The organism is Mesorhizobium sp. M4B.F.Ca.ET.143.01.1.1, assembly GCF_004792275.1.
Taxonomy (GTDB): domain Bacteria; phylum Pseudomonadota; class Alphaproteobacteria; order Rhizobiales; family Rhizobiaceae; genus Mesorhizobium; species Mesorhizobium abyssinicae.
In genome coordinates this window covers 21,974-33,675 of the sequence record NZ_SRSR01000020.1, presented here as the reverse complement: position 1 = coordinate 33,675, position 11,702 = coordinate 21,974, and the positions used below count along the sequence as shown (strand labels likewise).

The window sequence follows — 11,702 nt, the reverse complement described above, 5'->3', positions numbered from 1 at the left end:
CGTTGCTGTTGCTTGGTGATGATGAACTCGGCCAGCAGCTCGGCATCCGAATGGCCTTCCCATAAGCCGAAGGAATCCTGAGTACGAATGAGCCGCAGGAGGCATTTGACGAACGGGGAAGCAAGGGCCTCGCCGTCCCCGTGGACAGCAGGGCCAACCGGTTCATGAGGAATTTCGCTTTTCCCCAATTTCAGTACTCCTCTTGAAGGACGATCTCTTTTTCTGCGATGTGTGGTTCGGGCGCTTGCGTGGGCGGGGAATGGCTTGGGCGAGCCGATCCCACGCAACAGTGTCCCGTGGCCGACCTCGAGCACGTCCACCAATGCGAGACCTTTCACCGCGGCGCGAACGCCTGCGCCGCGGTTCGACCCGAGGTAAACGCAATGGAAATTCCACCTGCCGCAAGCCGCGCACTTTTGCGGCATCGACGTTATTGCTGCGAAGTGCGCCTGGGCGGGCGGATTTGCCGGTGTTCAATTCCAATTGTCATGCCCTTCGCGATCCTTGCTCAGGAAGTGACAGCGTTTTGAGTTTCGGAAGTCTTGTTTTGCGGAGCCACACAGAGACCCGCGTGACAGGCAGGCTCACCCGTGTAGTTGGCCAGGGCTTGGAGCAACGAGGTGAGGTAGCGCTGTTTGGTTTGGTCCGGCACTGGCTCCGAATGGTCCAGCGATTTGATTGCCACCTCGATCAACTCGATCGCCCGGTCCTTGTTGCCGCTCTCGTAATAATACTGAGCGACCGGAAAGTAACACCCGAATTTAAAGTCTCCATCGCCTTGCGGAGGATTAAGTTCCAGGATCTGTTCGGAGAGCTCCTTGCCCATCGCAAAGCGATCATCATGCGGAAGATGGGAGTTGTCGATCGTGGGATGGAAGAGTTGGTTCAGCGCCATCACCACCCAAGACATCGCTTCGAACTTTTTGTTGATCGCGTCCTCGACCAATTCGCGCATAAGCGGCAAGCCGGTTTTGATGTCGCGCAGCTTGTGAAGCAGAATATCCGCATGAACCCGCCGAAAATCAAAAGAGTCTGGCATCACGGCGAGGCCTTCTTCGATGGCCAATAGTGCCGCTGCCCAATCCTCGTCCTGCATCGCCGGCCCAAGTTTGGCGTATATCGGCTGACTCAGCGACGATTCGCGCACACGCGAGATTCGCTTTGCATCGACGGCTTTCGCTTCATAGCTGCTGCGCCAGCTGCCGTTAAGGACTTTCGGCAAAACGTCATCGAGAGGTGCCGGGTGGCCGATATAAGCGATGTGGCCGTCGCGGTCGACCACGAACGAGGTGGGAATCCCGAACGAAGAGCTGGGTTCCAGCCAGAGCTTTTTCATTTCGCCAGTGCAATCGAACGCTGTCCGATAATTCAGATTCGGGAACTTCTCGGTCAGCCAGGCATCCACGTTGGTCCGCGCTTCGTCCGCGGTTGCAGCCTTTTCGCAAGCTGCGACTCCGATAATCTCAAATCCGCTGTCTTTATATTTCTCCTGCAGTTCGATCAAATGGGGCATGGCGTGGACACATGGTCGGCACCAAGTCGCCCAAAATTCAACGAGGTAGACCTTGCCGGGCCGAAGGCTCGTGAGGGGCTCGCCACGCAGCCAGTTCTCCACTTTCAGCGCAGGAGCCGGGGACCCCATACGCAGTTCCATCTTGGTGTCCAAAGTCATTCCACACCTTTCGTCTCTTTTGTCGCGGAATATTTTCCAGTCAAAATCGGACACGGTCTCGAGGGCATTGCTCCCTCTCGCTTGCTTCAGCGGAGCTCTCACCGTGTTGCCGCACATCAAGCACGGCAAAGGGCATGCCAACCCTTCTTAGCTTCGGCAAGCGCCGGTACCGCCTTGAATAAGCGAGCCCTAACACGGCCAGCTGACGTTAACCTGAATGTCGGCTTTCGACGGCTCACCTTAGCGGCTGCCGTTTAGGAAGGTGAGAGTTTGGCTGGCCCGCTGGCGATAAGACCGGCTTCGGCGTCCTGGAGTAGTCGCACTTCGGCGATGGGGTCGAAAGTGCGGGAGAGGCTCGGTACCCTTGCAGCCACCGCCGCATGTGGCCCGGCGTCATAATTCGCGTCGCGGTTGCCAACGGCGGCGTTGGGCTCGATCCACGTGGCGTTGAGCCCGACAGCACGTAAAGCTGCATCGTGATTGAATGCCCTTTGCTGTTTCACGCCAAGCAGGAGTCGCGCGACGCTACCTTGCTCAAGCGCGAGCAGAGCGATCTGACGCCGTAGGAATATTGCTCGTCCCGCTTTTGCCGCCAGAGGCGGAAATCTTTCCTGAATGCCACCGCCGATCATCAATATCGACGAATCATATCCCGCTGCCCATTTGTTCGACTCCGAGGTCGGGCCAGCACTCCGTCAAGGGACGGTTGATGAACCCTAGATGCTCGGGATTGGCGCATGGCGCGCGCCGCAGAAGGCTGTCAAGGATGCGGCGCGCTCGCCAGGCCAGCAGCCCAAAGTTCGGATCAGCCAGCCCGCGCTGTCCAAGGCAGGCGTTCTGAACGAAAAGGCGTCGGTCTCGCGGTCCGTCCCAGTACACCGAAAAATCCTCGCCGATGGCGAGCTCATTGCCGATCTGTTCGAGGCGATCTGCGATCGGTTCTAGGAAACCCGGCAGCGGTTTCTCGTACCCGGTGGCCAGGATGACGATATCGGCGGTTACTTCTCCGATGTTGTCCAAGCCGCGTTGCAGCGTGAGCCTGTGCCCTGCTCCGGCATTGATGCAGCGCGACACGTTGCAACTTGGCCGCAATGTGATCTCGCATTGGTGTGGCTCGAGAAAGGCGTGGTGGTAGAGCGCCTGATAGACCGCGCGCAACTTGCTTTCTGAAATGCCCTCGGAGGCAAGCGCGAAACGCCGCAGGAACAGCTGTCGATGCACCTCGCTCATCGCAGCAAAACGATCCGAGAAGCATGGCGTGAACAGCCCGTTTGTGAACGCGTGGTCGTCGAAAGGCATCTCGCGCGTCAAGACCCATGTGATCGCCGCGGGCCGCCGTTCTTTCGGCCGGCCGACAAGGTGCAGTAGCAGCTCGGCTCCCGACTGTCCGCCGCCAACAACGCAGACATGCTTTTTTTGCACCTCAGGATTGATGTGGGCCAACTCAGATGAGTGGAACAGGTTGGGTCCAGTCCAGCCATGAAACTGAGGCGGAATTTGCGCCTGCTTGCCTATGTCGATGACGAGGTTTCTTGCATCAAGGACCGCGTTGTCCGTCCGCACGCGAAACTCGCCGTCAAAGCGGATTTCGCGAACGGCCTCGCCGCCACGGACAAGCGGATTCTTCTGGAACGCCCAGTTGAGATATTGGGCGAACTCGGCTCTAAGCACCCCGTGAAATTGCGCATTGAGGAAATTGTAAAGACGCCCGTTCTCGTGGAGGTAGTTTACGAATGTGTAGGCTGATCGCGGATTGACCAGAGTAACCAGATCCTGGAAGTGGCCGACCTGGAGCTCCGCGCAATCGAAAGCGCTGCCTGGATGTCCTCGGAAATCGACCTCCCGGTCCAGGAACAGTGCCCCTTGCGCAATCTCTTCCTGTATCTGACACGCAAGGCTCAAATTAGATGGTCCAGCACCCACACCAATACAAAAGAGGTCCACTTATCCTTACTCCTCTAGGAGTGTTTTCCAACTCAGCGGCATGTTGACGTCGATTGCCGGGCATTGAGCAATGCGAACCTCACAGGCATGCTTGAGCCGCGGTCCCGACTGAGAGGACAGCAAAAGCGTGTGCCGCCTTCCAGGTCTTGGGCTCAATGTCGGCGGCATCGACAGCGGCGCGGCGTGATCCGAACCCAAGAGCAGAAGGAAAGTGTGTGATGCTGTCGCGCGGCTCTTCCGGATCTTACGGCGGCTTCTAGCGCCGGCCTCCACCCCAGGAGTGGCTGTTTCCCTGCCACGACGGAAGCGGCTCTTTCTTTCGAGGGGCGTAACCATGGATAACGGCTCTTAATGCTTTCGGAGACTCCCATGCATGCGGCGTGCCGGATAAAGACCTGTCAAACCAACGAGTTCGCGCAGTTCCAGCTCGTCTGGAATCCGACATTGTCGCACGCCCGACGATCGGGCAGGGGAAGCTCCGCGGCAGCGGCCCTTGCACACCGCAGGCTGACAGGGACAGCCGCCGATTTGACGCGCGTCCGGGTACTGATAAGGGGCCTTCCAACAGGGTTCGCGCACGAGGCGGGGTCTCCTGGTACACCCGCCCTGTGGCTTGGCTGCGGTCTGCTGCAGCCGTTCGTCTTTACTGCCCGTTGCGGACGATCTCGCACGAGTTGGTTCACGAGAGCGTCGTGAAGCAGTCGAGGCGTCCGGTTTGGCTCTGACAAGCGTCGCAAGATGTTCGCGGATCCAGCCATGTCTCCGCAATCCGACCGGTAACCGACGACGACTTCGGACTGGTTGGCGGTCCTACGACCTGATCGGTGTTCCTACGGAGCTGATCAGCGAGCCAAAAACAGCGGCAATGTGGTCTTCCCAAAGCTCCAGCTCGGCGGACCGCCGAAAATCCGCTCACGCAGCCCACGGCTGCCATAAGCACCCATAACCATCATGTCAGCACAGATGTCGTTCGCGTGCTGGGTCAGCACTGTGCCCGCCGATTTGCCGGCGCTCTTAAGCAGGTCAACGGAGACCCGAGCACCGTGCCGAGTAAGATAGGCAGCGATGTCAGCTCCAGACTGCGCGCCTTTCCCGTTGTTTTGCGCCTTTGGATCGACCATAGCGACACAGACTTCCTTGGCAGCGGATAGGATACTAAGAGCTTCCCGAACCGCACGCGAGGCCTCTACACGCGAATCCCAGCCGACCAGCACGCGTCGAGGCGACAGCGTCGCCTTAACGCCCTTCGGCACGATGAGCACCGGCTTTCCGCTATCGAACAAGCAGCCGTTGACAACAGGAGGTCCGAGAGTCTCATCGTTGAGGAGGTCTCCTCCAACGATCGTCAGGTCAGCGCAGAGCGCCCGCTGTCGTGCCACTTCACCGAGGCTAGCCGGATCGCAATAGTCGGTGTCAACGTCACAGGAAAGCGACATAGCTTTCAGCCTTTTGAGGATATCCGCGGACCGTCTTTCCATTCTGGTCACGTCCTGTGAAAATTTCTCGATTTGCTGAAATCGATAGTTCGGTACTGCAATTGCCTGTGCACGTCCTGTATTCCATTCGGGGGGCGGAGACAACATCAAGAGCAATGGAGGCGGTATAATGAGTACCGATAGGTGCGCGCCGACCTCGGCACACAGTCCGGCAGCTGTTGTGAGGTCCTCATCAGAATGATCAGCACCCGTCACACTGAATATGCTTTTAAATTCCATTTGCCTGCTTCTCCTGGTCTTCGTTAGGAGCGCCTCAAAGCGGCAACACCGCTCTCAGGAGGAAGAGAGAGCGGCACCACGTTCGATCACCGATTTCAGTCGTCCGGCTTCTCGAGCGAGTAGCCGGCCGACCTGACGGTGCGAATGACGCTGCCGGGCAAGGCCGTTTTCAGCGCCCTCCTGATTCGGCTGATATGGACATCGACGGTGCGTGCACCGACATGAATGTTGGGCAGCCAGGCCGCCCCGATAAGCTCGTCCCGGCTGAAGACCTTGCCGGGGGCCTCAATCATAAGCCGCAGCACGTTGAAATCGATCCGTCCGAGATGGATGTCGTGGCCATTACCGCGAACCCGATGGGCATCGAGCTTCATCTCCAGGCCTCCACAACAAATCCAACTGTCGTTTTCAACCCCGTTCGGACCACGCTTGGTCAGCCCGAGCCTCGCCCGCAGGCAGTCGAGCAGCTTGGCCGGAGCCACCGGCCGCACAAAGCTCTCAACGCCTGCCTTCAAGAGATCGAGGTGCTGGTGCTCGGCGCCAGGCGCGATCAGGGCGATGATAGGCAGGTCGGTGGTGCGCGGTTCCCGCTTGAGGTGGGCGCAAATTGCGGACCCGTTTATGCTGGCTGGGTCGCAATCCAGCACTACGGCCTGAAGCTCCCGTTGTTCGGCCAAGGCCAGCGCAGCCTTCGCGCCGTCTGCCGTCTCACTGCTGAAACCGTCAACCTCCAGTATGTGGCTGTAGAGCAGATAGAACTCGGCATCTTGCGAGCAGATCAGGACCAGCGGCTTCTTCATCGGCGATACCCCAACAACCTGGTCGGCCTCGAGTCCCTGGATCGAGGGGACTGGCCAACATAGTTTCTCGGGTCCGTCATGATGGCCTTTCTCGAAAATCGCGCCCATCATGCCAGCGCCACGTGGGGAAAGGTTTCGATGACTGAAATCGCATCGTCGACCAGCTTCGTACCGGCCGTGGCGAGCTTCAGGAGCGTCTCGAAGCCAAACCGGTGGACATCGCGCAGCGTTTTGGACAAAACGACCAGCCGTCCGGTCGTGAAAAGCACCCGACCAAAACCCTCATGGCTCACCTGGATCATCGGCGATGCCATAAGGCCGCAGCGCTCCTCGATCGCAAGCCCGATGGCGGCGTAGTACTTGTCGAGCCTCCACAGCACGTCGGGATCGGGATCTCCGATGATTGGGATCCCTCGGCGCTGTTCCTTGGTAATGATGAAGTCGCCCAGCAGCTCAGCGTCCGCTTTGCGTTCCCACGAGCCATAGGAATCCTGAGAACGGATCAGCCGCACGAGGCATTTGACGAACGGGGTGCAAAGAGCCGCCTCGTCTTCGGCGACAGCTGGGGGGATTGCGGGGTCAGGCATTGGCGTCCTCCTCTTTTCAGTCCTCGTCCTCGAAGGACGGTTTCTTTTCGGCAATGCCCGCTCGCGCCAGCACCTTGCGCAGCCAAGGCGGAGGACACGTCCTGAGCATCATCTGCGTGCGCAAGAGCACCTGTGGGATCGATTGGGGCTCCGCCACTTTGATCGGGTGGATTTTTGCCGCGACAAGCTTGGCTGCCGAAGGGCCGCCAATTGCCAGACAAAACAGGATCTGACAGCCCTTGAGCGCATCCACCTTTGGCGTGATGCGATCATCGCGCTCGGCCCGATGCTCCCCGCTTTCATCGGACACGTCATCGAAGGCCACGGCTTCTACGAGATTCCATTCCTCGCGCGTCACGTCGTAGACAGCAAAGCGCCTGGCCGACCCGAAATGGGCGTTGAGGTCCTGCATGTCCTGAGTGGCGATCGCAACGCGCAATGCGCCCTTACGTCGTTCAGGCATCGGGGCGAAAACCTCACTACTGACCAGCGAGAGGCGGCGAACAGCGTTCATCGTGATATTTCTCGATTACGGAGTGGATCAAGCGCCTCAGGAGTGGGCGCGTGTTGGTTGGCCTGGAAGATGCTGGCGACCTCGAAGATCATGTCGCGGGTGCCCTGATAGAGAATTGCGAGCTTGTGCTGGCTGCCTAGTCGATCGAAGACCGGGAACCCGATGCGCATGAGCGGAATTCGGAGCCGCTCCGATGCTTGGCGCCCGTGCGAATGCGTGACAAGCAGGTCAGCACCGACGGCAAGACTTTCCAGATCGCCGAGATCGCCGATCTGAACCGAAACCGCCGGGACTTTCTCGAGAATTTTAGACCTGTCGGTCGTTGTGACGGCCGCGGCTATCTCGGAGCCGAGGCCAGCAAAGAAGGTCGCAAGTTGGAACAGCTGGTCTGGTTCGGCAGCGATGGCAATTTTCTTGCCGCCGAAATGGAAATGTCCGTCGAGCATCGCGTCCTGCAATTGCGCCCGGCGCCGGCGCACGCGGGCCGGTACCGCCGCGCCCGAAATCGCAGACAGCAGCGACACGAAGCGGTCCGTGTCCTGCAGCCCAGTCAGTGACTGGAACAACACGTAAGGCACGCCGGTCAACCCGTGCAGCGCTTTCGCCGGGCGGCGCATGTGCTCACCGATGGCGATGCATTGCATGGCCGTGCCCAACTCGCGAATGTCTTCGACGCTGGTGCCGCCGTATGTGGTCGCTACCCAGCGGTCAGGAACCGTACCGTCGAGCGAGCCTGAAATGTCGGGCAGAATAACCGGCTTGAGCCCAAAGCTTTCAACCATGTCCCGCATATGCTCGATGTCGGCGATAGAGAGGTTGCATCCGGGCAGGATTGCGATCTTCTTCGGGTGCCGCGCCCGTTCGCCCGAGCGCGTAATCCCTTCGATCATTGCGGTGACTGCCTTGGCCCAGCCCTCTTCGATCGCGCCGTCAAAATCCGGCGTGTTGGCCAGCACGACCTCCGTACCCGCAAGCTGTTGCGTGTGCTTCCGCATGATGTTGGCAATATCACCCGCGCAATCTTCGCCACGCGTCTCCACCAGCGCGGTCGTGCACACCCCGATCAGCGTTGGCTTCGTGCGGTTCTTGAGGTTGAGGATCGCCTCTTCCAGATGGTCGGCTGCGCCGAGGATGGTCGCCACCTCATCCATCGCCGTAGTCTGCAAGGGAATCGCTTCTTTGAAGTGCCGCACGAAGAGAACGAGCGCAAAGCTTGTGCAGCCTTGGCTGCCGTGGAACAGCGGCATCGCACCGTCGACGCCAAGAAAGGCAAAGGCGGCACCCAGCGGCTGCGACGACTTCAGCGGGTTGACTGCCGCCGATTTGCTCTGGGGAAGGATGCGGGCCATCGGTCGCCTCAACACTCGTGTGCCGTCGCGCAGGCGAATTCATCAAACAGGTACGCGGTCTCGTTCCTCGTGCACGGCAATTCGCCTATCAGCTCAGGCTGGCAATCCCACGGGGCCGGCTGGCGCACCTGAGACCAGATCGGATTGTGAATGGCGAGGTCGATCTGGCGTACGAGTTCCACCATGCCGTCATAGCCGGCATAAGGATGCTGGCGCTCCTGGTTGATATCGAGCCAGGGCGTCTTGGCCTTGAGCGCAATGAATTGCGTGCGACCGCCCGACAGCATGATATCGGCCCTGTGTTCAGAGAGCATGGCGTACAGCTCGCTCGCAGCCATGGATTCGAACATGTGCTTGTCGTGCTTGAGAACTTGTTTGATGCGCTCCTTGTCCTGCACCGTAGATTTCTTGATCGAGGTGCCGACGATCTCGATTCCGATCTCCATCAGCGCATGGACAACCGACCAGGACTTCACACCGCCTGTGTTGAGCAGCACGCGCTTGCCTTGGAGCCTTTGCCGGTAGGATTCGAGTTTCTTCCACGCGATCGCCTCCTGCTGCGCGATCAGCGTCTCTGTGCGCTCGAGGATCTCCGGATCGGCGCCCTTCCTCACCAGCAGCCTGACAAGGTTTCGAAGAGCTTGCGATGTGTCGGAGATGCCATAGAAGGAGCCCTCGAAGAACGGGATGTCCCAGCGCTCCTCCATCTTGCGGGCAAGACTGATCAGCGCGGTCGAGCACACCATCATTGCCGCCCGGGCGCGGTGCGCGGAAGCAATGTCGCGGTAACGCGCATCGCCGGGAATGCAGGCGCGCACCCGGATCCCGAGCCGATCGAGGAGCGGCTTTACAAGCCAGAATTCGCCCGAGAGGTTGAATTCGCCAAGGATGTTGATGTCGTAGGGTCCGGGGTCGTCGGGTTCGACCGTGCCGATGACATGATCGAGCAACGCCTCGGCGGCGAGCTTATTGCCGAGGTTCTTGGAGCCTGCCAGGCCAGGCGCATTGATCGGCACCACGGCCAAACCGAACTTTTCCGTGGCGCGTTTGCACACGGCCTCGATGTCGTCACCGATCAGCGCCGTTACGCAAGTCGAGTAGACGAAGATCGCCGGCGGCGCGTATGTGTGCTTGATCTCGCGGATCGCCTTGAAGAGTTTCCGCTCGCCCTGCCCCATCACAAGGTCGAGTTCGGTGAGGTCGGTCGTGAAGCTTGTCCGCCACAAGGTCGGCCCTGACGAAACCGCACCACGGTTGTCCCAAGAATTGCCCTCGCAGGCGAGCGGCGCATGGACCAGATGCGCAACGTCGGTGATCGGCTGCAGGACGATCTTGGCTCCGTCAAAGGCGCAGCCGCCGGCTGCCGCCCCTGGTGTCAGCGACTTCGAGCAGCCCTCCTTGCGCGCCTTGGCATCTTTGCCACGGTTCTTATCGCAGGCGGGCTCATCGAAGGCGTCCTTGATTTTGGCGCTGAGGGAGGACATTGCTCAGCCTCCCCAGTCCATTGGGCAAGGAATGGCCTCGGCGAAAAGCCGGCCACGGCTCTTAGCGCGTGAGGTCATAGGAATAATCCGTCACACCCGTCTCGCTCGTCTCGCGATCGAGTTTGTCGAAGATCTTGTCGAGGATCGTCGTCAGCACGCGCAACGCTCCCTGGTAGCCAAAGAGCGCAAAGCGGTGATGATGGTGCCGATCGAAGATCGGAAACATCAGCCGGATCAGCGGTGTTCCGGTGTCGCGCTCCAGGTACTTGCCGTAGGAATTGCCGATCAAAAGGTCCACCGGCTCGGTAAAGAGCAGTGAGCGCAGCGCCCACAGGTCCTTGCCCGCCCAAACCTGGGCAGCCTTGCCGAAAGGCGAGGATGCTAGCAGCTTCTTCAAATCGGCTTCCCATGCCGAGGTGCCATTGGTGGCGAGGCAATGGGTTGGCTCGCCGCCGGTCTCCATGACAAAGCGGGCCATTGCGTGAACGAAGTCGGGATCACCGTAGATGGCGTATTTCTTACCATGCAACCAGGATTGGCTGTCCGCCATGGCGTCTACCAGTCGGCCGCGCTCGAGGCGAATTGCCTCGGGAATCTCCTTGCCGGAAATCGCCGCGACCTCCATCAGGAATTCGTCCGTCGCCTGAACGCCGAGCGGATAGTGGAACGAGGCCGTCGCCTGCCCGACCTCCTCGCAATAGCCCAGTGTCTTTCGGGTGTTGTGATGCTGCAGCGAAAGCGTTGCCTCGGCGTTGAGGGCCTTCTTCACCTCGTTGATCTTCGTGCCCCCGTCATACATGCGGTATTCACCGTCCGAAGGCGTATCGAACTGGTCAGAGGCATCCTGGATCAATGTATAGGACACGCCCATTACATCGAGCAGGCGCTTGAGCTCCCGGTTGTTGCCGACGCAGAAGCCGTCGAAGCCCGGAATGATGTTGATGGTTCCTTCGATTTGCGTACGCTCCTGACCTTTCCAGAAGTGCTCCAAAATGCCTTTGACCATGTTGTCATAGCCGTCGACATGACTGCCAACGAAGGCCGGGGTGTGGGCAAAGGGCACGTCGAAGTCGCGCGGGACTGAATCTTCGTCCTTGGCGTTCTGGATGAAGCTGTGCAGGTCGTCGCCAATGACCTCTGCCATACAGGTCGTCGACACGGCAATCATCTTGGGGTCGTAGAGCTGGTAGGTGTTGGCGAGCCCGTCGACCATGTTCTTCAGGCCGCCAAACACCGCCGCATCCTCGGTCATTGAGGAGGAGACCGCCGCGGCAGGCTCCTTGAAATGGCGCGACAGGTGCGAGCGGTAATAGGCGACGCAACCTTGGCTGCCGTGGACGAAGGACATGGTTCGCTCGAAGCCGGCGGCAGCGAATACCGCACCCAGCGGCTGGCAGGCCTTGGCCGGGTTCACGACAAGCGCTTTGCGGGCGAGGTTCTTTTCGCGGTATTCCCACGTCTGGGTGAAATCGCGCTGATCGGAAATGATTTCATCGGGGTGCGGACATTCGAAGTTTAGCTTCTTCTCAGCGAGCATCTTTCTGTATTCCGGCTCGCGGAACAGGGGAGCGTGATCGAGAATTTTTTCAGCCGACTGCGGCATGATGATTACCTCTTTTGCATCTGGCTGCGCGGGA

The 11,702-nt window shown here is 59.6% G+C and carries 10 protein-coding genes and 1 pseudogene; all 11 read right to left on the bottom strand.

Annotated features, from left to right (window positions below; genetic code table 11):
• A pseudogene (locus EN786_RS38325) lies at positions 1-188 on the bottom strand (hypothetical protein); the annotation flags it as partial.
• Positions 189-508: 320 nt separating this feature from the next.
• Positions 509-1,672 carry a TlpA disulfide reductase family protein gene (locus EN786_RS31400; RefSeq protein ID WP_245438181.1) on the bottom strand — a complete coding sequence of 388 codons (1,164 nt, stop codon included), beginning with the start codon at positions 1,670-1,672 and terminating at the stop codon, positions 509-511.
• A gap of 254 nt (positions 1,673-1,926) precedes the next feature.
• The gene (locus EN786_RS31395) at positions 1,927-2,304 is read right to left on the bottom strand and encodes a hypothetical protein (RefSeq protein ID WP_024505270.1); all 378 of its coding nucleotides are present in this window, start codon (positions 2,302-2,304) and stop codon (positions 1,927-1,929) included.
• 13 nt (positions 2,305-2,317) lie between these two features.
• Positions 2,318-3,616 (bottom strand): SidA/IucD/PvdA family monooxygenase, encoded by a 1,299-nt coding sequence (locus EN786_RS31390; RefSeq protein ID WP_063169368.1) that lies wholly within the window; start codon positions 3,614-3,616, stop codon positions 2,318-2,320.
• An 842-nt stretch (positions 3,617-4,458) separates the two neighbouring features.
• Positions 4,459-5,331: a universal stress protein gene (locus EN786_RS31385; protein WP_126087041.1), complete on the bottom strand. Its 873-nt coding sequence runs from the start codon at positions 5,329-5,331 to the stop codon at positions 4,459-4,461.
• Between the two features lie 95 nt (positions 5,332-5,426).
• Positions 5,427-6,242: a response regulator transcription factor gene (locus EN786_RS31380; RefSeq protein WP_063169370.1), complete on the bottom strand. Its 816-nt coding sequence runs from the start codon at positions 6,240-6,242 to the stop codon at positions 5,427-5,429.
• Positions 6,239-6,718, bottom strand: coding sequence for a NifX-associated nitrogen fixation protein (locus EN786_RS31375; protein ID WP_024505267.1), 480 nt, complete (start codon positions 6,716-6,718; stop codon positions 6,239-6,241). The genes EN786_RS31380 and EN786_RS31375 overlap by 4 nt, the downstream gene beginning before the upstream one ends.
• Before the next feature lie 16 nt (positions 6,719-6,734).
• Positions 6,735-7,232 (bottom strand): nitrogen fixation protein NifX, encoded by a 498-nt coding sequence (gene nifX / locus EN786_RS31370; protein WP_063169371.1) that lies wholly within the window; start codon positions 7,230-7,232, stop codon positions 6,735-6,737.
• Positions 7,229-8,581, bottom strand: coding sequence for a nitrogenase iron-molybdenum cofactor biosynthesis protein NifN (gene nifN, locus EN786_RS31365; protein ID WP_126063827.1), 1,353 nt, complete (start codon positions 8,579-8,581; stop codon positions 7,229-7,231). The genes nifX and nifN overlap by 4 nt, the downstream gene beginning before the upstream one ends.
• Before the next feature lie 8 nt (positions 8,582-8,589).
• The gene (gene nifE / locus EN786_RS31360) at positions 8,590-10,065 is read right to left on the bottom strand and encodes a nitrogenase iron-molybdenum cofactor biosynthesis protein NifE (protein WP_095489376.1); all 1,476 of its coding nucleotides are present in this window, start codon (positions 10,063-10,065) and stop codon (positions 8,590-8,592) included.
• A gap of 61 nt (positions 10,066-10,126) precedes the next feature.
• Positions 10,127-11,668, bottom strand: coding sequence for a nitrogenase molybdenum-iron protein subunit beta (gene nifK / locus EN786_RS31355; protein ID WP_126063826.1), 1,542 nt, complete (start codon positions 11,666-11,668; stop codon positions 10,127-10,129).
• Positions 11,669-11,702: the final 34 nt, after the last annotated feature.

Bases quoted from the DNA above. Each gene is read 5' to 3' on its own strand.
- nifE (WP_095489376.1), bottom strand. From the start codon at position 10,065: ATGTCCTCCCTCAGCGCCAAAATCAAGGACGCCTTCGATGAGCCCGCC.
- EN786_RS31385 (WP_126087041.1), bottom strand. From the start codon at position 5,331: ATGGAATTTAAAAGCATATTCAGTGTGACGGGTGCTGATCATTCTGAT.
- EN786_RS31380 (WP_063169370.1), bottom strand. From the start codon at position 6,242: ATGATGGGCGCGATTTTCGAGAAAGGCCATCATGACGGACCCGAGAAA.
- EN786_RS31375 (WP_024505267.1), bottom strand. From the start codon at position 6,718: ATGCCTGACCCCGCAATCCCCCCAGCTGTCGCCGAAGACGAGGCGGCT.
- nifK (WP_126063826.1), bottom strand. From the start codon at position 11,668: ATGCCGCAGTCGGCTGAAAAAATTCTCGATCACGCTCCCCTGTTCCGC.
- nifN (WP_126063827.1), bottom strand. From the start codon at position 8,581: ATGGCCCGCATCCTTCCCCAGAGCAAATCGGCGGCAGTCAACCCGCTG.
- EN786_RS31400 (WP_245438181.1), bottom strand. From the start codon at position 1,672: ATGACTTTGGACACCAAGATGGAACTGCGTATGGGGTCCCCGGCTCCT.
- EN786_RS31395 (WP_024505270.1), bottom strand. From the start codon at position 2,304: ATGATCGGCGGTGGCATTCAGGAAAGATTTCCGCCTCTGGCGGCAAAA.
- nifX (WP_063169371.1), bottom strand. From the start codon at position 7,232: ATGAACGCTGTTCGCCGCCTCTCGCTGGTCAGTAGTGAGGTTTTCGCC.